We start from the raw sequence: 24,904 nt of genomic DNA on the forward strand, positions 1-24,904 counted from the left end.
ATTTATTAATGCTCCTGTTAATCCTGAGGAACCTTATTTGCCTTTACGTTTTTTCCCTGCCGGATCCGTCGAACATTAAAACCGGCAGCTTGGTGACTTATTACTGAAATGCTTTCCTAAACCGCTACATCCCGATCCGCTATGACCATTTCTTGCGAAAATCTGGCAATCGGATGAGCTTAACCCGTATTCATGAAATACCTCTATACTGACCTTTTTCTTTCCCGGGGCACTGGCAGCCAGCTGCCCAAAAAGAAAAATCTTCTTATCCGATTTACAAGCCCCGAAAAACAAGATCTACAACCGAACCTGTTAACCCTGCATTTCCTTTAACCCTATCCCATTTTATGAGAAACAAAATCTGGATTGCTGCCGTCGCAACCGCTTTCATACTGGTAACCTGCCAGGTTTCCCGGCAAAAATCACGAGGCAACATGTTGAGAACCACAGACGAGAGCGTCAGTGCCGTACCCGCTTTTACCGACAACCCTACTGGCGCTTACCTCACTCCGGGGCAGAGCATCAAGACTTTTAAACTCCCCAAAGGCTATCACCTTGAACTAGTGGCCAGCGAGCCGATGATCCATGAGCCGGTCGCGGTGGCCTGGGACGGGAATGCCCGCATGTACGTAGCGGAGCTCAACACCTATATGCAGGACGTGGAAGGTACGGACGAGCACGCGCCGACCAGCCGTGTGATGCTTTTGGAAGACACCAACAACGATGGTCAAATGGATAAGAGCAGTGTTTTCATTGATAAAATGCTGTTGCCGAGAATGCTCCTGTGCGTCGGGAACGAACTATTGGTCAACGAGACGGATACTTATGATATTTTCGGCTACAAAGACACCAATAAGGATGGTGTTGCCGATGTGAAAAGGCCGGTTTACACCCCTGGCAAGAAATCACCCGGAAACCTGGAACACCAGCGAAGCGGATTGGACTGGAATGTCGATAACTGGATTTACATGGCGGTGGACCCCGTCAGGTTTCGTTACAAGAATGGGATGTTACAGCCCGACTCGATCCCGAGCGGATCGAGCGGGCAGTGGGGCCTCACCCACGACAATTATGGCAGGCTGTTCTTTTCCTCGGCCGGGGGTGAAAATCCGGCATTGGGGTTCCAGATCAATCCGATCTATGGCCGGATGGAGTTTGACGACCAGTTTACCGAGGAGTTCAATGAGGTGTGGCCGATCATTAAAACACCCGATGTCGAAGGTGGCCTGAAAAGGTTGCGCCCGGATACGACACTGAACCACTTCACCGCGAGCTGCGGCCAGGTGATCTACCGCGGCGACAGGCTTCCTGCTGATTTACAGGGTGATCTGCTGATCAGCGAACCGGTAGGACGCCTGATCCGGCGAGCCAAGGTCATTAACAAGGACGGCAAGATCACTTTGGAAAATGCCTATCAAAAACAGGAATTCATTGCTTCCACGGATATGAATTTCAGGGTAGTGAATATGTACACCGGCCCCGACGGCTGCCTGTACCTGGTGGATATGAACCGGGGTATCATCCAGGAAGGAAACTGGACCGGGCCCAAAAGCTACCTCAGGCCACAGATCCAACGTTTGGGATTGGATAAAAACATTCAGCACGGCCGTATTTACCGCATGGTTTACGACGGCATCAAGCCTGGTCCCAAGCCAAAGATGCTGGAAGAAAAATCCTCCAAGCTGGTAAGTTACCTCGGCCATCCGAATGGCTGGTGGCGGGATAATGCGCAGAAAGAGCTGATTATCAGAAACGATCAGTCGGTCGTTCCGGCATTGAAAGCGATGGTGGTCGGCCGGCCCAGTGAGCAGATCAAATCGCCTTCCGCATTGGCCCGCCTGCATGCGTTATGGACTTTGGAAGGCCTGGAAGCATTGGATCAGACGATTTTGGCCAATGCCATGAAAGATACCGACCCCGAGATAAGAAAAGCAGCAGTGAGACTTACCGAGCCTTATCTGAAAAAAGACCAGCAGATGCTCAGCAGCCTGGCATCCCTGAAATCCGACCCAAGTGCCGACGTGCGCATGCAGCTTGTATTCTCGTTGGCATACAGCAAGTCTCAGGAAGCCAAAAAGTTGTCCGAAAATATTGTCGCAAGTGCCAACAGAAACCCCATATTTATCCGTGCAGAAAGAAGCATTGAGAAAAATGAGGATGCTAGAAAGTTCGGCATGCGCCTGGGAAGGCTCGATGCTGTCGACAGGGGTTTGGTGATGAATGGTTCTGTCATCTATAAATCGCTTTGCGCCAGCTGTCATGGTGCCGATGGTAAAGGATTGGCGACCAAGGCGGCCCCGCCCCTAAGCGGCTCGAAAAGACTGGCCAGAAATACGGATGCCGCCGTGCACATCCTACTCCACGGACTTTCCGGGCCGGTCGATGGCCAGACATACCCCAGCGAAATGCCTTCCATGCAGGACAATGACGATCAATGGATTGCCTCGGTCGTCAGTTATGTAAGGCACGAGTTCAGCAACGCGCCGGCTATCCGTCCCGGGGCCGTCAAAGCGATCAGGGAAAAAACGGCTTCGCGCACAACCGCCTGGACACTGGAAGAACTTCAGAAATAATTTACCAGGGAAAAACGATGCGGAAAATTATTGTGTCCGGGATATTGCTGAGCAGCGTTCTGATGTACGGCGCGGCAGATAAGCTCGCGGGACCTGATACCGACTGGCCTCATTACGGCGGAAACAAAGCCGGAAACCGGTACTCCCCGTTGGATCAGATCAACAGGGGGAATGTGACGAAACTGGAAGTGGCCTGGATGTACGACGCGTCCGAAAAACCCGACCCGGCCAATCCCGGCCGCCAGCGTAACCGGGCCATCCAATGCCAGCCAATCGTCGTCAACGGCATACTGTACGGTACCACACCTGAATTGAAGCTATTTGCACTGAAAGCTGGTACCGGTGAGCAGATATGGAGATTTGAACCCTACAAAGACGACCGGCTCAACTCGAACAGGGGTGTTGTATACTGGGAAAACGGAGGCGACAAACGGATTTTTTATACCGTCGGTTCTAGCTTGTATGCCGTCCATGCGCAGACCGGCGATATCGTGAAAAGTTTTGGAAAAGAAGGCCGCGTGGACCTGCACGAGGGGCTTTCGACCCATATGGACCACGACGTGAGCAAGCTTTCGGTGAATGCGACCAGCCCGGGTATTGTGTATAAAAACACGTTCATCATCGGCTCTTCGGTTTCCGAAGGCGGTGATGCTGCACCCGGGCACATCCGCGCATTTGATGCCGTCACGGGGAAACTGAAGTGGGTTTTTCATACCATTCCCCAACCCGGCGAGTTTGGGTACGATACCTGGCCCAGGAATGCCTACAAGCGAATTGGCGCTGTGAATAACTGGAGTGGCATGAGCGTGGACGAAGAAAGAGGGTTTGTATATTTCGGCACAGGCTCTCCCGCCTCTGATTTCTACGGTGGCGACCGTGAAGGCGCCAACTTGTTTGCAAACTGCATCATGGCGCTGGATGCCGAAACCGGCCAGATGAAATGGTACTACCAGACGATCCACCACGACCTCTGGGACCGCGACCATCCAAGCCCGCCCAATCTGGCCACGATCACTTTCAATGGAAAAAAACGCGACGTGGTGGTTCAGGGCACCAAAGACGGGCTCGTTTATGTTTTGGACCGGGACAACGGCACTTCGCTGTTCCCGGTAGAGGAAAGGCACGTCCCCACCGATGGGTTGCCGGGCGAACATCCCTACCCTACCCAGAAATATCCTGCAAAGCCAGCACCTTTTGCACGGCAGATTTATACAGAAAACGACATCACCGACATTTCGCCCGAAGCCCATGCCTACGTCAAAGAGCGCTTTTTGAAACTCAAATCCGACAATAAGTTCACCCCTCCCAACACCACCGGCACTTTGCTTTTCGGTTACAGTGGCGGAGCCGAATGGGGAGGCAACGCCATTGATAACGACGGCATATTTTACCAGAATTCCAATGACGAACCCTGGGAATTGCTGATGATGGACGCTAAACAAAAAGCCTCAGAAGCTCCCCGCACTGCCGGCAATATGCTTTATATGGCCAATTGTTCGGCCTGCCACGGCCAGGACCGCAAAGGCAGCGGACCAGAATTGCCCGCCTTAGTGGATATCGGCAAGAAGCTTCGTCCGGACGCCATCAAAAGCCTGCTCAGAACCGGCAGCGGCAGAATGCCTTCTTTCCAGCATTTGTCCGAAAAAGAACAGGATGCGATCATTGGTTTTTTATTAAATACGGAAACAGAACATAAAGTAGCACAAAAAGCAGAGCCCAAATCTGCGACACCGGCTCAAACCGAAGGCTTCCCGCTGAAACCTGCCTACGTGACCAAAACCTGGCAGCGCTTCACCGATCAGGACGGTTATCCGGGCATCAAACCGCCCTGGGGGACTTTGAATGCCATCGACCTGAAAACGGGGGAATATCTCTGGAGAGTACCGCTTGGAGAATATCCGGAACTGACTAAAAAAGGAATTCCCATCACAGGCACAGATAGTTACGGCGGGCCGCTCGTTACAGCGGGAGGACTCGTTTTTATCGCCGGGACGAAAGATGAAAAGATCCGTGCTTTTGATAGAAAAACCGGAGAAACGGTTTGGGAATACCAGCTTCCCGCAGGTGGGTTTGCCACACCTATTACTTATCAGGTTGGAGGGAAACAATATGTTGTCATCGCGGCAGGAGGCGGAAGGGGACAGAAAATAGGTGGAAATTACATCGCCTTTGCATTGAAATAAACTAAACCTTAACTGTATGTCCAAACAAGAAAACAATTCAGAAAGCAGCCGACGTCATGCGTTGAAATTGCTTGCAGCAGGATCCTCAGCCGGGCTTTTCTCCCTTTTCGAAAGTCCCGCAGCGCGTGCCGAGAGATACGAAACGCCCTTTTACGCGAAGGGAATGGCACCAGTCACCATCAAAAGCGTAAAAGCCATCACCACCGCGCCGGGCGGTTCCAACCTGGTGATCGTGAAAGTGGAAACTTCCGAGCCGGGATTGTACGGATTGGGCTGCGCCACTTTCACACAGCGCGCCATGGTCATGATACCGGCGATCGATATTTACCTGAATGAATTCTGTGTCGGTAAGGATGTAGACAACATTGAAGATATGTGGCAGTCGGCGTACGTCAGCTCTTACTGGCGCAATGGGCCTGTACTGAACAATGCATTGTCGGGATTGGACCAGGCACTTTGGGATATCAAAGGCAAGCGCGCGAAGATGCCGGTATACCAGCTTCTGGGCGGGAAAGCACGCATTGCGGTGGATACCTACACCCACGCCAGCGGGCCGACCCCCGAAGCGATCGCCGAAAAAGTGCAGCAGTATATGGAGGAAGGTTTCCGCCATATCCGCATCCAGCAGGGCGGTTATGGCGGCGTGGGCGCAATGGACGAAATCAAGCCCGATTTTAAAGCAGCCGGTTTCGGCCGGGCCAGCGACGACTTCTCCGACCAGCGCACTTATCTCAAACGTGTCCCGAAAATGTTTGAAATGGTGCGCAAAAAATGCGGAGAGGACATCGAACTGCTGCACGATATGCACGAGCTGGTAGAGCCGATGGATGCCATTAATATGATCAAGGGTTTGGAAGAATACCGGCCTTATTTCATTGAGGACCCCTTTTCACCTGAAAATATGGGCTGGTTCAGGCAACTACGCGCCAGTACCACCGTACCCATCGCTATGGGCGAGCTTTTCAATAACATCAACGAGTTCCGCGAGCCGATGGCCAATCAGCTTTTCGACTACATCCGCTGCCATATTTCACAAATCGGCGGGATTACGCCCGCCATGAAAGTGGCCCGGCTGGGTGAATGGTTCAATGTGCGCACCGCATGGCACGGACCAGGGGACACCTCGCCGGTGGGGCATGCGGCCAACAACAACATCGACATCGCCGTATGGAACTTCGGCATCCAGGAATCCCAGAAATTCAGTGACAAGGTCAAAGAAGTGTTCCCTGGCTGCCCAACCATCAAAAACGGCTATTATACCATCAATGAAACCCCTGGATTGGGCATTGACATCAATGAGAAGGAAGCGGCGAAATACCCGATTGGCACTAAGTCAAGATGGACCGTACGAAAGAACGACGGGACTTTGCTGAAACCTTGAAATAAGCGGCAAGCAACCTCATTCCGAGGATAGCTTTTTGAGCATATCCTTGGCAAAATGATTTTCAGGATTGATGGATAACGATTTCCTGAACATCATTTTGGCTTCTTTAGGCTTATGATTGCTCATCAGCAACTCAGCGTAGCTGTTATAGGGCTGCCACGCGACCGGATCAAGGAACGTCAATAATTTGGAAGTTTCCAATGACTGCTCCTTGTATCCGTTTGCGTTCAATTGCCGGGCCGCATAATCCAGCTCTCCCGAAGAAAACCGGTATGCGGCAGTATCCGGCTTCAGCTCGTGCAAATGAGCGGCGGCGTAATCTGTTCCCTCTTTCAGCAGGTCTGTGACATAAACTTTCACCAATGATTTTTTCTGGGGTACCAGTGATCTGCCCAGAAGTAAATTCAGGGCATTTTCTCCGGTCAGATGCAGCCCGTCACTCTCGGCATTGTCCAGCACGATTACAGTTTGCCGGGTAGTAATGTTTCTCAAAAAGATCGTTGCTCCGCCAGGTATCGAGCCGGAGTGCATGACAACCCTGCCTTTCGACATATCATTAAAAATAAACCAGCCCAATCCAAAGGAAAGCTTACCCGGCTCGACAACTGCGCTTTGGCCATTTTTTAACTGAACCGGGGCATAAGCCTCGTCAAGTGTCGCGGATTTCAGCAGCTTGCCTTGGTGTAACGCCTGATCAAAATGCAGGAGATCATAGGCAGTGCTAGCTATAAATCCAAGTCCCTCCAGCCCACCAAAATTAACGAGCAATGCTTTGAACCGTTTCATGGTATCTACTTTTTGCAACTGATAGGAATAGATAGGCATTTGATAGCTTTCCGCCCGGAATTTGTCCTTCGAAGTTCTTGGAATGGAAAATGGGTAGGTATTGTTCATGGAAGCTGGCTTCCAGATATGTTGCCTCAGATAGTCCTTAAACGGCAATCTGGCCACCTTCTCGATCACCAGAGCAAGTACGCAATAACCCGGATTAGAATAGCTCCACCTTTCTCCCGGCTCAAAAAGCAATTTTCCAGATCTTTTCAATGCAGGGATCAAGAGCTTGTTGTCTACGATCAGATCGGGCTGCCCGGCTACGTATGGATCGAATATTTGCAGATCGGGCAAGCCGGAAGTATGCGAAAGCAGGTGCCGTACTGTAATATTTGGAAAAGGAAATTCGGGAAGATAGGTAACCACCTGATTATCAAGGCGTATTTTCCCTTTTTCGGCTAACTGCAGAATCGCTACCGCGGTAAAAGTTTTACCAATCGAGGCGAGCTGAAACCGGGTCGAATCGCTGTTCAAAATATGCCGGTCCCCATCCGCATAACCGAACGACTTTTTGTAAATAACCCTTCCCTGATCCGCAACCAAGACATTACCATTCAGACGATGATCATTGTACAACTGAGTAAAAAGGCTATCGAGCCTATTGGTCTGAGCGGAAACCTGCCGGCAGATTCCGGCAAAAAGGAAGATAAAAAATAACGTAGATCGTTTCATAGAGGTTTAAATAAAAAGCTAACTACGATAACCATCGTAAATAGCGTACCAAAATTTTATTGTCTTGATAATCAACAATTTAATTTAATGTCCAAATTCGCCTGCTGTTCGCTAACGGACAGACTCTTACCTCCATCAGTTCATCACCGTACAACGAGTGTCCACTCCCGGACATCATAAAACAAAAAAAACTGCCTCTATTCAGCCTAATCAGCATTTTTCATTTTTGGCACACTATTTGTTTAGCAAATAACAGAGAAATAAAACCTTCCCTGTACGCTGTAAAATGGAGAGATCATACCTGGGTGAATTTGAGGAATTAGTCCTGCTTGCGACCGCCGTTTTGGAAGGCAGCGCTTACGGGCTGAATATCGTGTCCGAACTGCAGCAGCGAACAGGCCGGGCCATCAGCTTGAGCGGTGTGCATGTGGCATTATACCGGCTGGAGGAAAAAGGATTACTCAGCTCGGAACTGGGCGGCGCAACCGCCTCGCGCGGCGGAAGGCGAAAGAGGATGTTCCGGATCACTGCCCCGGGCAGACAGATGCTCGACAATATCCGGCAGGTACGCAATGAACTGTACAGTGCCATTCCAGGCGTGACCCTCGCTTCCAAATGAAACAGCTGTCTCAATCCCCGCAACCGCCAAAATGGCCCGAACGCCTCCTGCGTACCGTTTGCCCGCCCGACCTGACCGAAGAATTATTGGGTGACCTCCACGAGCAATTCCTGGAAGAACTGGCCGGAAACGGCGAGAGAAAGGCCCGCCAAAAATACATGATCGAAACTTTAAAGTTTGTGCGCCCTTATTTCCTGACCCGGAAGGCGGCAACTCAGTCCAGAAAAAACAAAACTCCCAATCCATATCCATCACCCTTTTTTCTTCATCCCGACATGCTGCGTAATTACCTCAAAATCGCATTTCGCAACCTTTGGAAAAGCAAAGGCTACACGGCCGTGAATGTAACCGGGCTTTCGGTTGCATTTTGCATCTGCGTGTTCCTGTTCCTGATCTCTTATTTACAGCTGACATTCGATTCTTTCCATGAGGACCGCGACCGGATTTTCAAAACCTATTTTGTGAGCAATGATCCTGGCGGTACAGTTCGGGACGGTAACGTGCCGCTGCCGCTGCAATCGGCGTTAAAAGCAGATTTCCCGGAAATCGAAGCGGCGGCACGCATCATGTCGGGCAGAAAAAGTGCCATTGAATACAATGGAAAATATTTCGATAAAATGGTCGTGATGACCGATCCCGATTTTTTTGACATGTTTTCCTTTAAGCTGATTCAGGGAAATAAAGCGAGCGTGCTCAACAACCTGAGCAGCATGGTCATCAGCCGGAATATGGCCGACGATATCTTTGGAAAAGAGGAGCCCATAGGTAAAACTGTCATGGTCGGCAGCGGCATCAACCTGAAACGGTATGTGGTAACCGGAGTCACAGAGGATATTCCTTCCAATTCCTCTATCCAATACGATGCACTGATCCGGATTAAAAACGCCGGCAACTATGCCAGCGACAAAGACAACTGGAGCGCCAATTCACATGAATTATTCGTCAAATTGTCTACGCATGTGAGTCAGTCATCCATTGAAACCAGGCTCAAGGCTTTTACCGGGAAGTATTTCGCCGGAAGGATAGGCGAACTGACGAAACAAGGTGCGAAACCCGACCAGATGGGAGACATTTTCGCGCTCCGGCTACAAAACCTGTCCAAAGTTCATTTCGACCGGGAGATCTCGGGCCGAAAAGGCACGCCGATCGCGGTCGTGTACACGCTTCTGGCAATCGCCGTTTTTATTCTCCTGATCGCCTGCATCAATTTCATCAATCTCAGTATCGCCCGTTCCTTCACCCGCGCCCGTGAAGTGGGCGTCCGCAAATCACTGGGCGCATTAAAAAAACAGCTCTTTGTCCAGATCTGGGGTGAAACGACGGCGATCTGCCTGGTTGGCTTTTTGACCGGAATTTTCCTGACTTACGCCGCTCTTCCCGCATTCAACGCAGCTTTTAATTCGAAAATGAAATTTGACATGATGCTGCAACCGGGTTTTGTTGCGCTGATATTCGGCATTTTCGCTATCGTCACGCTCGCAGCCGGAGGTTATCCCGCCTGGCAAATGGCGCAGTTTAATGCGGTGGAAGTCCTCAAAGGGAAACTGTCGATGAAAAAGCCCGGATTTTTACGCAACTCGCTGATCGTAACCCAGTTTGCAATTTCAACTTTATTAGTTTGCTGTACCATTATCGCGATGCAGCAGGTGGACCATATGCAGTCCATGCCGCTCGGTTTTCAGAAAGAACAGGTGATCAGTATTCCCGTCGGTAACCAGCTGAACGGTCGGCAGGTACTGGCCCGGATGCGCAATACGCTCGCCAACGATCCTTCGATCATATCCATAGCCGGAACGGGCGTTAACCTCGGCCGCGGGAAAGACCGGGTAAGTTCAAGGTCGGTGGTTGGTTTTAAATACAAAGGAAAAGATGTTGAAACAGACTGGCTGCTGGTAGATTTCGACTATTTGAAAACATTGAAAATTAAACTGAAATCTGGCCGGGATTTCGACAGGTCTTTCGCCGCCGACTCTTCCAACAGGGTCATTATCTCCGAGAGCATGGCAAAAATGATGGGAGAAAAGGATCCTGTAGGACTGTTTCTGGGCGACGATTCGGATAGTACCGGCGCCAAATCACAGATCATAGGTGTGGTGCCCGATTTCCAGGTTTATTCGCTTGCCGACGAGCGCCGGCCTTTGACCATGCACATTTCAGGCTCGGAATCCATTTATTATATTTTGGTGCGGGTAACCCCTCAAAATTTGGAAAGCGCGATGGACAAAATGAAAAATGTATGGAAGCAGGTAGCGCCAGAATCCGAATTTATCGGAAGCTTCCTCGATGAAAATGTGGACGGCTGGTACGAAAATGAGAGGCAAATGTCTCAAATATGCAGTCTGGCCTCCGGAATCGCCATATTTCTTTCCTGCCTCGGGCTTTTTGCAATTGCGCTGATGGTGATCGAGCAGCGTACCAAGGAAATCGGCATCCGCAAGGTAATGGGCGCTAGTATCCCCAATATCATTTTGGTATTGTCCAATGATTTTGTCAAACTCGTGCTGATTGCGTTAGCGATTTCGATTCCACTTGCCTGGTTCGGGATGCAGCAGTGGCTTGCCAACTATCCTGAGCGTATTGAATTAAGTGTCTGGGTATTTGCGGGCGTTGCGCTGGCGGCTGTTGCAATCACGATGCTGACGGTCGGTTTTCATACCGTCAAAGCCGCGCTTGTTAACCCGATCAAAAGCTTACGAAGTGAGTAATGAACTGTTGGAAAGGAGCTGCCTGTAATTTTTCCCGACGGGCAGCTCCTTTCCGTTTTTGAGATGGACCACATTTCCTTCCAGGTAATGGATGAATTTTTTGTTGAGGATGAAGGATTTGTGAATACGGATGAACGCATCCGCAGGCAGCTGGTCTTCGAAACTGCTTAATGTCCGCGGCGTAAGTATGAACTTTTGTTCGACCCAGACTTTCACATAGTTACCCATACTTTCCAGATAACACACTTCGTCCAACTGTACTTTCACCAGCCTTTTGTCTGACTTAACATACAGCTGGGCAGGCTCCGAAAGTGATTTAGTTGTGGCTATGACCGGTTTTGGAGCAATGGTTTGTTTGCGCAAATTAAACTGCGTCCATGCCCGGTTCGCGGCTTTCAGGAACCGGTCAAAACGAAAAGGCTTCAGGAGATAATCGCACACCTCCAGGTCAAAACTCTCCAGGGCGTGCTCTTCGTGGGCTGAGGTAACGATGATCAGCGGGCGTTGCTGCAATGTCCGGATGAATTCGAGCCCGTTCAGTTTGGGCATGCGGATGTCCAGGAAAATCAGGTCCACGGTTTGGTTATTCAGAAAAACCAGCGCCTCCGTGGCCAGATAGCACTGCCCCGCAATCTCAAGGAAAGGGACATCCGCCACGTAAGCGAGGATCACTTCATGCGCAAGTGGTTCATCATCAACGATCAGGCAACGCATAAGCATAACTTTCCAATTCCAGTTCGGCCCTGAAAATAAGGTTTTCTTTTCTGATTTGAAGCCGGTGTTTGCCGGGATACAGCAAATCCAGGCGCTTTTGCAGGTTACCCAGCCCAATTCCCGCGTGATTCTCCGGCTGATGCCCGAAAGAGTTTTCGCAGGAGAAGTACAGTTTTTGGTTCTCTGTTTTTACTAGAATGTGCAAAAATGCATGGGGTTCCGCCAGCTCGATGCCATGTTTAAACGCGTTTTCGATCAAGACGATCAGCAGCAGCGGCGCAATGGCGAAACTTTCATCGCCCATCTCGACATCAAACCGAAGGTCAGATTTTTCCTTCAGGCGGATCGACTGCAATTGAAGATAATCCCGCAGGTATCGTACCTCATCTTCGATTTTGACACTAGGCTCTTTGGCTTTGTAAATCACATAACGCATCAGATCAGACAATTGCAGGATCACTTCTGGCGTCTCCTGCGATTGCTGCAAGCTCAAAGCGTAGAGGTTATTGAGGGTATTGAAAAAGAAATGGGGATTGAGCTGCTGTTTGAGCAGGTCCAGCTCAGCTTGCGCCTTTTCTTTTTCCAAAGCGACAATTAGCGCGTTTTGTCTGGACCAGTTGGCCACCAGCAACACCGGCAGGCTGACCAGCATGATGATGATCGCCCCAAAAGCATTTTCCCAGACAAAAGGATTTTGCGAAAAAACACCGCCCAGTTGTTTGCTAAAAGGAAGTATCGCCAGCAATTGCCCGATCGCCGGGTAAAAAATACCGACCACAGCCAGGGAACTCAATACATACAGCAATAGCCCTTTCTGCTTCAGCACGCTGGCTACCAATATCCGGCTATTGACCAGAAAGAAAAAATAACCGCAGAGGTACATCAAAAGCAATTGTACCGAGTAAATCAGGAAGGTACCGAACCTGGACAGTACCTTGAAAAGATTAAATTCAAAACCAATCAGTAATTGCTCTTTCGTGTGATAAAGCGGATTGTCCAGGCTGGAAACCGCCATGGCAGATAGCATCAGGGCAATAAACGTGAGGGAAATGAAAATTGCTTTTTCCAGGCTTAGCTTTTGGATCCACTGAGCAGTGGATACCCGCCGGGCATAATACTGATTGGCGACAAGGAGCATTTCCAAACCCCATGTGCAAACCGCCCCCGACAGCACAATTTCCCGTACTTCTGTCTCCCTGTCGAGCATCATGCTACTGCCGAGCGCCAGCACAGGAAGGTAAATCCCAAAGCATGCGGCCCAGTACCTGCGGTATTGTTGGGGCGGGGCTTTCCTTCTCCAGTCCTCCTTTTTCCAGGCAAACAGGAATACCGGTAATTGAGAAATAAGGAGTGCCGACACAAAACCACCGTACCGATGCCAGCTGCCCCCGCCCCCATCCAGATTCGCCACAATCGCAACCCATAGTAACAGTCCGAGGTATAAAAAGAAGTCCAGCTTATCGGGGTAAAGCCTTATTTTTTGAAGCCATTTGATCATAGGGTATTAAAGAAACTGCCAATAAAGCTGCCCGCCAAATAAGAATGACGAAAGTGCCTTTTTCGGTGATATTGGTCAAAAATCCCTTTGATCCAGGTTTGTTGAACGTTGGTCACGGGATTCGGCGCTCAACGCATCATTCATTGGTAACCAGTGCCGGCAAACACACTTTTGAGGATACTTTCTCAAAATACATATCCAATGCGGCTAGAAATCACTCAACTTACCAAAACCTACCCCAATGGCGTAAAGGCGCTGGATAACGTTTCCCTGGCAATCGGCAACGGCATGTTCGGATTATTGGGACCCAACGGCGCCGGGAAATCCTCGCTGATGAAAATACTCGCCACATTACTCTATCCCACCAGCGGAAAGGTACTGTTCGATGGAACTGATATCCGGCAGGACCCGCATTTTCTGAGGAGCCGCCTTGGCTATCTTCCACAGGATTTTGGTGTTTATCCCAAAATTTCCGCTGCAGAATTACTGGAACATCTGGCTGTATTAAAAGGAATTACGCACAAAAATGACCGTAGGGAGCAAGTAGCGGCATTGCTGCAGCAAACCAACCTGTACGAAAACAGGAAACGGGCTGTCAGTACCTTTTCGGGCGGCATGCGGCAGCGTTTTGGCATTGCGCAGGCTTTGCTGGGTAACCCTCAGCTGATCATTGCCGACGAACCCACTGCGGGGCTCGACCCGCTGGAACGCAACCGGTTTCATGACCGGCTGAGTGAAATCGGCGAGCAGGTGGTGGTTTTACTATCCACTCACATTGTAGAGGACGTACGCGATCTGTGCCCCGAAATGGCCGTGCTGGTCCAGGGCAAGCTCATTTTAAAAGGCAAGCCAGGCACACTGGCCGAAAAACTGAGCGGCCAGGTATGGCAAAAAACGGTGACCAAAGAAGCCCTGGCTATTTTGCAGGAAAGCAGCAATGTGATCTCGGCGCGGTTTATGGGCGGCCGGACCCAGGTTCGTATCCTTTCCGATGCCCGGCCGGATACCGGTTTCGAAATCGTGAACCCCAGCCTCGAAGATGTTTACTTCTCTACCCTGTTCGGCACCCAGAGGCCGGGAAAGGAACAGTCGGTATGCTAGCGTCCCTCCTGCGTTTTGAACTGAGTTATCATGTCAAACAAATTACCTTCCACGCTACCGCAATTTTGTTTTTCGGTCTTGGCATGCTAATGACCCAGGGCAGTTTCGGGGGAGCCGAAGTATTTAAAAACGGACCGTATGTGATCAATTTCATCATTGGTCTGCTGTCAATTTTCATGATCTTCGTGGCTGCGCTTTTCTGTGCTAACGTAGTGCTCAGGGACAGATCCTGGCACACGGATGCTCTGATTTTCCCAACCGGCATCAGCAAAAGTGCTTATTTTAGCATCAAGCTGGCCGGATTGCTGCTATCGGTTTCCTTCATCACAGGCATTGCAGTTCTTGGGATCTTTGCCGGCTCCCTGTTATTATCACAAGGCCAGCAGGGCGGGTCACAAATGCTGTATTATTTGCAACCATTGCTATTCTTCGGATTGCCCAATGCGCTGTTTTGCAGCAGCTTCATTTTTGCAGCGGCCATGTGGACGCAAAATGTGAGGGCAGTGTATGTAGCGGGGGTATTTCTTTTTATTCTCTATTTTACCGCCTCCATTTTCGGCAACTCCCCGTTAATGGCCACTTCCGCCTTGAAGCCCGGAGGCCCAAACCTGTTGTCGGTGCTGGCAGATCCATTCGGGCTGACGGCCTTTTTTAGCGAAACCAAAAAATGGCCGGTATGGCGACGGAACCACGACCTGTATCCGCTCAAAGGTGCTTTCCTCGGAAACCGGTTGTTTTGGACGGCTATTGCTTTCCTTGTGATTACGCTCAGTTACAGGCATTTCAGGTTTGGCTCAAGCGCTTCCAGACGGGCGCTCAAATCCAAAATCACAACCAGGGTATGGGAGAAGGTGCCATACAGACCTATAGCTCCACGGACATCGGGATCCGGGTATTTTGCCTCTGCCCTCCTCTCACAATTACGCCTGGAACTGGCGTCTCTGTTCAGGCAGCAGCATTTCCTAGCCCTCGTAGCCCTCTGGATGTTTCTGTATGCGACCGAGTTAAAGGAAAATCTTTTCCACGGCCCTTATGGCATTCGTTTTCATGCAACCACGGCAATGGTGATCGAACAATTGCTGCCGGTGCGGCTGGCGCTGCTGCTGCTTGTGTTTTATGCTTCTGAGCTCGTCCATCGGGAGCATGTGACGAGGATGCAGGCACTGGTTTTCTCTTCGCCTATGCCCCATGCAATTCTTTTCCTGGCAAAAACAGGAACTCTGGCGGCATTGATCGCGGTGCTGATCAGTTGCAATGTGATTACCGGACTCTCGTTTCAGTTGATCGCCGGCTATCGGCACATTGCGTTTTTACCTTACCTTTCACTCTTCTATTACAGTGGTTTCCAGCTGCTTTTGTTCGCGGTACTGATCATTTTTATTCAATCCGTTATTCCAAATAAGTACCTTGGCATGCTATTAAGCATGGCTATTCTGGGGGCTGCTATTTTCGGCAAAATGCTTGGCATCGATCACGCTCTGCTGCGATTTGGCTCAGCACCCGCGCTCGTCTATTCCACGATCAATGGTTTCGGACATTACACCAAAGCCTTTAACGGGTACATGCTGTTCTGGGCAATTCTAGCTTGTCTGCTCGGCCTTTTCGCTTCCCGGTGGTGGCCAGACGGAACACACGATACCTGGTGGCAACGGATCAGGGCCGGTTTACAATCGTGGAATGCGGCTTCGAAAATCGCTGCACTCTCTGGTTTGCTGCTGATGCTCTGCACTGGTTTTTATATTATCCAAAAAAGCAAAGGCATCAATTCCGGTGGCATTGGTGCCAGAGACATTCCATGGCAAAAACGGTATGAACAAAAATACAAGTCCGCTGAGGCGATCACGCAGCCTGCGATAATTGCTGTCAAACTCAGAACAGACATTTACCCCGAAGACCAAAAATATTCAGTAACTGGATCTTACAGGATAAAAAACGAGTCTGAAAATGCGATTTCCAAACTATGGCTCGGCATTGACCCGGGAGTGACTTCTTTTGATTTACAAATCCCGGGTTCCCTTCGAAAAACAGTAGACGGGGAGTTCAATCAGTGCATTTATGAACTTAAAAAACCGCTGATGCCCGGGTCCGAAATGCTCGTCCGTTTTTCTCTGGAAGTGACCCGTTCCGGTTTCCGGCCTTTTGACAGCGAAAATTCAGTTGTAAGCAATGGCAGTTACATTGAGCTGGAAAAATACCTGCCTTCTTTTGGTTACAACGACGGTCTTGAATTGGATGATCCATGGGTCAGAAAAGAGAATGGGCTAGCACCACAAACAACGCCAGGCGAAACCGATCATCGCTACCATCTGATTGATTTTGAAAATATCATATCAACCCAGGCAGACCAGCAAGTGGTAACAGTCGGCACCCTGCAAAAATCATGGAAATCAGGCAACAGAAGCTATTTTCATTACAAAACTGAGCGGCCTGTTGCATTCATGCTGGCTTTAAGCAGTATGCGATATGCTGTAAGGAAAGAAACGCACAATGGTATCACATTCCAGGTTTTTTACCAGCCCGGGCAAACGCAGAATCTGTCCACTATCATGCAGGGAATGAAAAATGCTATTGATTACGGACATGCTGAATTCAGTCCATATCAGCTCAAAACCCTCACGCTGGCCGAAATCCCGGCCTATCCCGGCTCGGCGACGGCTTATCCCGGCGTTATTTTCAGCAATGAAAAATTTAATTTCCTGATCAATTCTGACGATAGTACCCGTTTCAATTTCGTTTATGCCACCACGGTACATGAAACTGCGCATCAATGGTGGGCCAGTCAAATCCGTCCGCAAACCGGCCCCGGCTACGCACTGCTGACCGAATCGCTCGCCAAGTATACAGAAGCGATGGTCGCGGAAAAGCATGATGGAAAAGAGCGTTTAAAGGAATACTTGCAGATCGATAACCAACTGTATTTCGATTTGAGGAATGCGGCTGGAAAAAAGGAGCAGCCACTGTATCAAACATGGGGTCAGCCTTTTGTCCATTATCAAAAAGGCGGATTGGCTATGTATGCGATCCGGGAAGCTTTGGGAGAAAAACGCGTGAACAATGCGCTCAAAAATCTGGTTGCCCACTTTTCTTACCCCCATAAAAAACCGTCCGCGGGTGATTTCATTGATGAGTTAAATCAAAATGCAACTCCTCTTGAAAAAACATGGATCGATCAGCATCTGAAAAAAGTAGTTGTTTACGATAACCGCATCAAAGTACTCTCCAATCAATCAATTGGCAAGGGAAAGTTCAGGCTCAGGTTGCTGGTTTCTGTCCAAAAAACGGATCAGACAGGTTCAAAACCCAAGCAACTGCAACCCGATGATCTGATTGATATTGCCGTTTTCGGAGAGGAAGTTGCGCATAGAAACCCGGCTGACCGGCCGATTTATTTTCATAAGTACCACATTACCAAGGCACAGACTGTTATAGAATTGGTCTTGAACAAAAAACCGAAAGCGGTTGCTGTGGATCCTTACGGGTATGTATTGGATGATAATAAGGAAGATCATATTTCCACTTTTTGACTCCCTGTTGCACGTCCATTTACATTAGATTTGCGACATGATGCGACTGGCCCTTGTTTTTTTGGCACTTTACACCGTAATGCTTTCTTTCATTCCCTGTCAGGATGAGGTAGCCATGGCTTCGCACGATTCGACAAGTTCCGTTTCGGCCAGCGACCTTCCCCACCCTGCCGACCCCGACCTTTGTTCGCCATTTTGCGTCTGCAGCTGTTGCGCAGGAATTACACTTCAAGCGGAAATTGCCTCAGCGCTGCCCGTATCGACTTTTATTCTTTTTAAAGAAATTAATTTTGCCTACACCCCAGGCAAAAATAGCGGCGATTTAACTTCCATCTGGCAACCGCCCAGGATCTAGCATAACTGTATTTTTTGGTGGCTTTTGACCGCGTCTTCCCGACGTGGTGATTGGCTTATTCGTACACGCTAGCCAGATTCTGATGTTAGATAAAATCATTCATTTTTCCATTCACAATAAGCTCGTTATTGGCATTTTCACGCTCGCACTGCTGGTTTGTGGAGGCTACTCGCTTACACAGCTTCCCATCGACGCCGTGCCTGACATTACCAATAACCAGGTCCAGGTGATCACCACCAGTCCTTCACTTGCCGCTCAGGAAGTAGAGCGTCTCGTCACTTTCCCTGTGGAAACTTCCATGGCGACGATACCCAATATTGAGGAGATCCGCTCCATTTCCCGTTTCGGGTTATCGGTCGTTACCATTGTTTTTAAAGATCAGATTGACGTTTACTGGGCCCGGCAACAGGTCTCCGAACGCCTCAAGGGTGCTATCGAGCAGATACCTGCCGGCGTAGGCTCGCCAGATCTCGCTCCCGTTACGACCGGTTTGGGAGAGATTTATCAGTATGTGCTGCATACCAAAAAAGGTTTTGAAAATAAGTACCCGCCGATGGAGCTCAGAAGCATCCAGGACTGGATCGTGCGCCGGCAACTACTGGGTACCGAAGGGGTTGCGGATGTCAGCAGTTTTGGAGGGTTCCTGAAACAATATGAAATCGCGATTGATCCTTTCAAACTGAGAAGCGCCCAGATCTCGATGAGCGAGATCTTCGATGCACTGGAACAAAATAACCAGAACACCGGCGGGGCCTATATCGACAAAAAACCCAATGCGTACTTTATCCGGAGCGAAGGGCTCATCGGAAGTTTGCAGGACATTGAAAAAATTCAGGTCAAAACTACTTCAAACGGACTTCCGGTTTTGGTGCGCGACATTGCGACCGTGCAATTTGGCAGCGCTGTACGATATGGGGCGATGACACGCAACGACGAAGGCGAAGTAGTGGGCGGCCTTGTTTTAATGCTAAAAGGTGCCAATTCTTCCAAAGTGATCGGGAATGTAAAAGACCGTATTGCCCAGATCCGCAAATCCCTGCCTGAAGGTGTCGTGATCGAACCGTTCCTCGACCGCACCAAACTGGTTAACAACGCGATCCACACCGTGTCCAGAAACCTGATCGAAGGCGCGTTAATTGTCGTTTTCGTGCTGATCCTGTTGTTAGGCAACCTTCGGGCCGGGCTGATAGTCGCATCGGTGATACCGCTGGCGATGCTTTTTGCAGTAAGCATGATGAATCTTTTCGGCGTTTCGGGCAACCTGATGAGCCTCGGCGCCATTGATTTCGGGCTGATTGTCGACGGGGCTGTGATTATTGTCGAGGCTACGCTTCACCATATTGTCGGGAAAAAATATAAGCGCGACCTGTCGCAGCAGCGGCTGTCGCAACAGCGGTTGTCGCAACAGCGGCTGTCGCAACAGGAAATGGATTCCGAGGTATACGAATCTGCTTCAAAAATCAGGAATTCGGCTGCGTTCGGTGAGATCATCATCCTGATCGTGTACCTGCCGATCCTGGCTTTGGTAGGTATCGAGGGCAAAATGTTCCGCCCGATGGCGCAGACGGTGAGTTTTGCAATTTTGGGCGCATTTATACTCTCACTGACCTACATACCCATGGTTTCCTCGCTGTTTCTCAGTAAAGAAACCACTCCGAAAACCCATGTTTCCGATAAGATCATGGCTTTTTTCCACAAGCTTTACCTACCGGCCCTGGATTTCGCACTGCGTCGGCGGCTTATCGTTGTCGGCGGCGCATTTGGACTGTTTGGTCTTAGTTTATGGATGTTCCTGCATCTGGGCGGTGAGTTTATCCCGCAACTGGACGAAGGCGATTTTGCCATAGAAATGCGCCTGCTGACGGGAAGTTCGCTTTCAGAAACCATCGATGCCGCACAGAAAGCAGCAGGCTTAATCAATAAAAATTTCCCAGACGAAGTGATTGAGGTAGTCGGCAAGATAGGCACCTCCGAAATCCCGACGGACCCGATGCCTGTCGAAGCGGGCGACGTGATGGTGATCTTAAAAGAAAGATCCGCCTGGGCCAAAGCTTCCAGCCGGGAAGAGCTGGCCGGTAAAATGCAGGCGATGCTCACAGAACATATTCCTGGGGTCACATTTGGTTTTCAGCAGCCGATCCAGATGCGTTTTAATGAGCTGATGACCGGCGTTAAACAGGATGTGGCGATCAAAATTTTCGGGGAAGACCTGGACGTGCTGGCCAGGCAAGCCGGTAAAGTCGGCAAGCTTGCGCGATCGGTACCCGGCGTGCAGGATCTGTATGTGGAAGAGATCAGTGGTCTACCGCAAATGGTGGTCACTTTTGACAGGGCGCGTCTGGCCACGTTTGGTATCAGCATCGAACAGGCCAACCGTGCCATCAGTACGGCTTTTGCCGGAAGCAGCGCTGGGTTGGTCTACGAGGGGGAAAAAAGGTTTGAGCTCGTGGTCCGCCTCGCCAGTTCCAGCCGCAGGACACAGGATGATCTCAGCGCATTGTTTGTGACTTCGCCGAACGGCCACCAGGTACCCTTGAACCAGATTGCAAATATTGAAATGAAAACCGGCGCCAATCAGATCCAGCGCGAGGATACCAAACGAAGGATCACCGTCGCTTTCAACGTCCGTGGCCGGGATGTTGAGAGCGTGGTGAAAGAAATTCAGGCAAAAATGGACAGCCAGATAAAGCTGCCCACAGGTTACTACGCCACCTATGGCGGACAGTTTGAAAATTTACAGGAAGGCAATAAGCGCCTGGGCATTGCGGTACCGATTGCACTGCTGCTGATTTTTATCCTGCTCTATTTCACTTTCAACTCACTCCGGCAGAGCCTTTTGATTTTGACGGCCATTCCATTGTCGGCGATCGGGGGGATTATCGCGTTGTGGCTCAGGGATATGCCTTTCAGTATATCCGCAGGTATCGGCTTCATTGCGCTTTTCGGCGTAGCGGTTTTAAATGGGATCGTCCTGATCGCAGAGTTTAATTTTTTACGCAAAGAAGGAGAAAAGGACATCAGAACGGTCATTTTTCAAGGCACGGAAACACGATTACGACCTGTGCTGGTCACTGCGCTGGTGGCCTCGCTGGGTTTCCTGCCAATGGCATTGTCCTCCAGCTCGGGCGCGGAGGTGCAAAGGCCGCTGGCGACCGTGGTCATAGGAGGGTTGGTATCGGCTACTTTGCTGACCTTGCTGGTGCTGCCGGTTTTGTATGTTCTGATAGAAAAGCGGTTCGCGACGAAGCCGGTTATTCGATCAATGGTTTTACTGATGCTGCTTTCCGCAGGAACCTGTGTGCCGGTGGTCGGACAGACTCCCGAAAACACGCCGCCGGCCCGGAAAATTTCGCTGGAACAAGCCATCAGCGAAGCGACGACCAGGAATCCGGAAATCAAAGCGGGTGTATACCAGGTCGATTATCAGAAAGTACTGACCGGAACTGCGGTGGATATGCCCAAAACCGACATTTCATGGATGGGCGGACAATACAACAGCCGGAAATTCGACAACCAGTTCAATCTATCTCAAACCTTTCACCATCCGAAAGTAGCGGCCAGACGCCGGGAGTTGCTTTCGGAACAGGTGAGGGGTACGCAGGCGAAGCTGGAACTGAGCAGAGCGGAGTTGGTACGACAGGTCAAAAGCACTTACTACAGTTTGGTCCTGATCCGCGAAAAGGAGAAACTGTTATCGGAAGAAAACCAAAGGGCAGGGCGATTTATGAAAGCTGCGGAACTCAGGTATCAAACCGGCGAGGCCAATCAACTGGAAGTATCAGTTGCCCAAAGTGCCCAGGGAGAGATAGAAACGCAGATCCTGCAAAACCGTGGTGAAAAACGCAACCTGCAAAAGCAATTGCAGACATTCATTTACAGTAATGATCTGATCGAACCCGCAACCGACACGCTTGTAAAACGACGTCTGGAAGGAATGGCCATGGACACGTCAGGACTAGCAGAAAATCCTTACCTACAATACCTGCACCGGCAGATCATCATTGAACAAAAGTCAACTGAATTGCTCCGGACAAGCCTCCTGCCCGATTTTACCGTCGGTTATTTCAACCAGTCGTTGATTGGATTCCAGAATACCACTGGCAATGAGGTTTACTATGGTGCGGGGAAAAGATTTCAGGGATTTCATTTTGGTGTGTCGATACCCATTTTCAATGCGGCACCAAAAGCGAGGGTAAAAGCTTCTGAAATCAGCGAAAAAGTGGGGCGCGCGCAATTGGAGAATTCAGCCCTGCAGCTCAGCAGCGCTTATCAACAAGCGTTAGAAACTTATCAGAGCGCCAGCGAAAGCCTGAATTTATATGAACAAAAAACGCTGGTACTGGCTGATGCGATCCGCAACAATGCAACCAAAGCTTATGAAGCAGGAGAAATCGGATATGTCGAATTTTCACAGGCGCTTAACCGGGCACTGCACATCAAAGAGCGGTATCTTGATTTGCTTGGGTCGTATAACGAAGCGGTGATTGAAATTGAATTTCTGGCCAATAAAAGGTAGTAGCAGCAAGTAACATTGCCGACCTGAGCGCATGGGGCCGCCCGACGGTCGAAGGACGCCACTGGCTCGGCACAATGCCTTTTGCGTACTGCTTCAAGCACTTCGACTCCGGGGGACAACATTGCGAATTATAAAATGAACTAAAAATATCGAAATGAAAAAAATAATAATCCTATTATACCTCGCGACAGGCCTTCTTTCCTGCAATCAAAAAGAGGAAGAAAAACCCAAAGTTGCCTCTGAGGCACCAACGGAAACAGAAAGTAACCTGGTGCAACTCACAAAGGAACAATATGAAACCGCCGGCATCGAGATCGGCACAACGACGATCCGCAATATCAGCGACGTCGTGGTTGCCAATGGCGTGATCGACATACCGCCACAAAACCTGGTCAGCATTTCGGCGCCTTTGGGCGGTTTTGTGAGAAAAACAGCACTTTTGCAAGGTATGAAGGTTAAGAAAGGAGAAATCCTGGCGACGGTCGAAAATCCGGAATTTATTCAGATCCAGCAGGATTACCTGGAAACCGAAAGCAAGCTGGAGTACGCCCAGTTGGAATTTGCCCGGCAATCTCAGCTCAGTAAGGAAAATGTGAACGCTCAGAAAACACTCCAGCAGGCTACATCAGAAGTGAAAACTCAAAAAGCCCGGCTTGCCGGCTTAAAGGAACGGTTACTGACAGCGGGCATCAACCTGAACCTGCTGGAAAAAGGCACGATCGTAAACCATACGAACATTATTTCGCCGATCAGTGGGTCGGTGACCACGGTAAATGTAAACTTAGGCAAATACGTGAACCCAACCGACGTGATGTTTGAAATCGTAGATACCGACCACCTGCATGTGGAGCTTTCCATATTTGAACAGGATATCCCCAAAATCAAGCTCGGGCAGCTGGTGCGGTTTACAGTGAGCAATAACCCCCAAAAGGAGCATCTGGCGAAGGTTTACCTGATCAACCAGAAAATCAATGAAGACCGGACCGTGCGGGTACATTGCCATCTTGCTCACGACGATGCGGGATTGCTGCCGCAAAATTTCGTCAGGGCGATCATCGAGACAGGCGCCAACCCGGTACCTGCCCTGCCCGATCAGGCAATCGTCGATTTTGAGGGGAAATCCTACGTTTTTATCCGGAACGGCAAACCGTCCGGGGAAAAAGAACGGGGTTTGGTTTTTGATATGACCGAAGTAATCCGGGGCGTTTCCGAGAACGGGTTCTCACAGGTGAAATTTCCGGAGGGTTTCAGAAACGACGAACCAAAAATTGTGCTGAAAGGCGCCTATGCACTGCTATCCAAATTAAAGAATTCGGAAGAGGAAGAAGAATAGAAAAAGCCGTTATGAAACCAGGTCATGCGTAAAAAAACCAAATCGATTCCTGTTAATTATTTCGGGGGGGAACATCATCCAGGCATTTCCGTTGAAAAAATAAAGCTCAACGATCTGCCTGATTTCAAGGAAGAAGAGCAGTCCGAACGGCACGACCGCCATTCATTCCATTTGGTTGAAGAAGGTTCGGTTACGATCGAAATTGATTTTCATAGGCATGAAATCAAGGCGCCGTCCCTCACCTACGTCCACCCCGATCAGGTCCACCGTATCCTGGGATTTGACAATGTAACCGTCAGTAGCTGGGCGATCAACAATGAAAACCTGAATCCCGAATACCTCAAATTACTGGAAGAGATCACGCCTGCGAAACCACTGCTGCTAACAAAGGAAATGTTCTCCATGATCTGTGAAGCAGTAGCACTATTTATCCGGTTTGCCGAGCGGAAGAACGACAAACTCTATCATTCGCTTCTCAAAGATCATTGCAATGCATTGGTCGCAATCGTGATCTCGCAGTATCTGGATCAATCCAAATCAACAGACAAACTTTCCCGGTTCGAACTGGTTACCAAAGCATTCAGACAAACATTGGAGCGTAATTATGTTACAACCAAGGGCCCGGCCGCCTATGCCCAGAAACTAAACATATCCGCGCCTTACCTGAACGAATGTGTTAAAAACGCAACAGGCTATTCCGTTTCCTATCACATTCAGCAAAGGGTCATTTTAGAAGCAAAACGCCTGCTTTATCATTCCGATCAGTCGGTGAAGGAAATTGCCGCCGCATTGGGTTATGACGATTACCCCTATTTCTCACGGCTGTTTACCAAAGTCACAGGCATGACTGCTCTGGCTTTCCGGACTAAAAACCGCGATTAGTCCAATACCTACTA

The 24,904-nt window shown here is 49.8% G+C and carries 14 protein-coding genes; 11 read left to right on the top strand and 3 right to left on the bottom strand.

The window, feature by feature from the left end; translation table 11 throughout:
• Nucleotides 1-347 precede the first annotated feature (347 nt).
• Genes AC1XUF_RS08140 through AC1XUF_RS08150 form a run of 3 tightly spaced genes read left to right on the top strand, consistent with a single transcriptional unit; the run spans nucleotide 348 to nucleotide 6,137 of the window.
• The gene (locus AC1XUF_RS08140; protein ID WP_483341186.1) at nucleotides 348-2,573 is read left to right on the top strand and encodes a DUF7133 domain-containing protein; all 2,226 of its coding nucleotides are present in this window, start codon (nucleotides 348-350) and stop codon (nucleotides 2,571-2,573) included.
• A 17-nt stretch (nucleotides 2,574-2,590) separates the two neighbouring features.
• On the top strand, nucleotides 2,591-4,756 hold the full coding sequence (locus AC1XUF_RS08145) for an outer membrane protein assembly factor BamB family protein (protein ID WP_483341187.1): 2,166 nt from the start codon (nucleotides 2,591-2,593) through the stop codon (nucleotides 4,754-4,756).
• Between the two features lie 16 nt (nucleotides 4,757-4,772).
• Complete coding sequence (locus AC1XUF_RS08150; RefSeq protein WP_483341188.1) at nucleotides 4,773-6,137, top strand: enolase C-terminal domain-like protein; 1,365 nt, start codon at nucleotides 4,773-4,775, stop codon at nucleotides 6,135-6,137.
• A gap of 18 nt (nucleotides 6,138-6,155) precedes the next feature.
• On the opposite strand, the gene AC1XUF_RS08155 is transcribed toward AC1XUF_RS08150, so the two are convergent.
• Nucleotides 6,156-7,643: a serine hydrolase gene (locus tag AC1XUF_RS08155; RefSeq protein WP_483341189.1), complete on the bottom strand. Its 1,488-nt coding sequence runs from the start codon at nucleotides 7,641-7,643 to the stop codon at nucleotides 6,156-6,158.
• Between the two features lie 286 nt (nucleotides 7,644-7,929).
• On the opposite strand from AC1XUF_RS08155, the gene AC1XUF_RS08160 reads away from it, so the two are divergent.
• Nucleotides 7,930-8,262, top strand: a complete 333-nt coding sequence (locus tag AC1XUF_RS08160; protein WP_483341190.1) for a PadR family transcriptional regulator — start codon at nucleotides 7,930-7,932, stop codon at nucleotides 8,260-8,262.
• Nucleotides 8,259-10,967 (top strand): ABC transporter permease, encoded by a 2,709-nt coding sequence (locus tag AC1XUF_RS08165; protein ID WP_483341191.1) that lies wholly within the window; start codon nucleotides 8,259-8,261, stop codon nucleotides 10,965-10,967. The genes AC1XUF_RS08160 and AC1XUF_RS08165 overlap by 4 nt, the downstream gene beginning before the upstream one ends.
• On the opposite strand, the gene AC1XUF_RS08170 is transcribed toward AC1XUF_RS08165, so the two are convergent.
• The gene (locus AC1XUF_RS08170) at nucleotides 10,953-11,687 is read right to left on the bottom strand and encodes a LytR/AlgR family response regulator transcription factor (RefSeq protein WP_483341192.1); all 735 of its coding nucleotides are present in this window, start codon (nucleotides 11,685-11,687) and stop codon (nucleotides 10,953-10,955) included. The two genes, AC1XUF_RS08165 and AC1XUF_RS08170, sit on opposite strands and share 15 nt — an antisense overlap.
• The gene (locus AC1XUF_RS08175; RefSeq protein WP_483341193.1) at nucleotides 11,662-13,179 is read right to left on the bottom strand and encodes a sensor histidine kinase; all 1,518 of its coding nucleotides are present in this window, start codon (nucleotides 13,177-13,179) and stop codon (nucleotides 11,662-11,664) included. Before AC1XUF_RS08175 ends, AC1XUF_RS08170 begins: the two co-directional genes overlap by 26 nt.
• Nucleotides 13,180-13,380: 201 nt before the next feature.
• Between AC1XUF_RS08175 and AC1XUF_RS08180 the strand changes: the two genes are divergently transcribed.
• The 6 genes from AC1XUF_RS08180 (at nucleotide 13,381) to AC1XUF_RS08205 (ending at nucleotide 24,890) form a co-directional block, all read left to right on the top strand.
• Nucleotides 13,381-14,280 carry an ABC transporter ATP-binding protein gene (locus tag AC1XUF_RS08180; RefSeq protein WP_483341194.1) on the top strand — a complete coding sequence of 300 codons (900 nt, stop codon included), beginning with the start codon at nucleotides 13,381-13,383 and terminating at the stop codon, nucleotides 14,278-14,280.
• Nucleotides 14,274-17,804, top strand: coding sequence for a M1 family aminopeptidase (locus tag AC1XUF_RS08185; RefSeq protein ID WP_483341195.1), 3,531 nt, complete (start codon nucleotides 14,274-14,276; stop codon nucleotides 17,802-17,804). The genes AC1XUF_RS08180 and AC1XUF_RS08185 overlap by 7 nt, the downstream gene beginning before the upstream one ends.
• 37 nt (nucleotides 17,805-17,841) lie before the next feature.
• Nucleotides 17,842-18,159 (top strand): DUF6660 family protein, encoded by a 318-nt coding sequence (locus AC1XUF_RS08190; RefSeq protein WP_483341196.1) that lies wholly within the window; start codon nucleotides 17,842-17,844, stop codon nucleotides 18,157-18,159.
• 82 nt (nucleotides 18,160-18,241) lie between these two features.
• On the top strand, nucleotides 18,242-22,675 hold the full coding sequence (locus AC1XUF_RS08195) for a CusA/CzcA family heavy metal efflux RND transporter (RefSeq protein WP_483341197.1): 4,434 nt from the start codon (nucleotides 18,242-18,244) through the stop codon (nucleotides 22,673-22,675).
• A 154-nt stretch (nucleotides 22,676-22,829) separates the two neighbouring features.
• Nucleotides 22,830-24,008: an efflux RND transporter periplasmic adaptor subunit gene (locus AC1XUF_RS08200; protein WP_483341198.1), complete on the top strand. Its 1,179-nt coding sequence runs from the start codon at nucleotides 22,830-22,832 to the stop codon at nucleotides 24,006-24,008.
• A gap of 24 nt (nucleotides 24,009-24,032) precedes the next feature.
• Entirely contained in the window at nucleotides 24,033-24,890 is an 858-nt protein-coding gene (locus AC1XUF_RS08205) for a helix-turn-helix domain-containing protein (protein ID WP_483341199.1), read from the top strand.
• The last annotated feature ends 14 nt before the right edge of the window (nucleotides 24,891-24,904 follow it).

This window comes from Dyadobacter sp. HNCC25DJ185 (assembly GCF_056895195.1).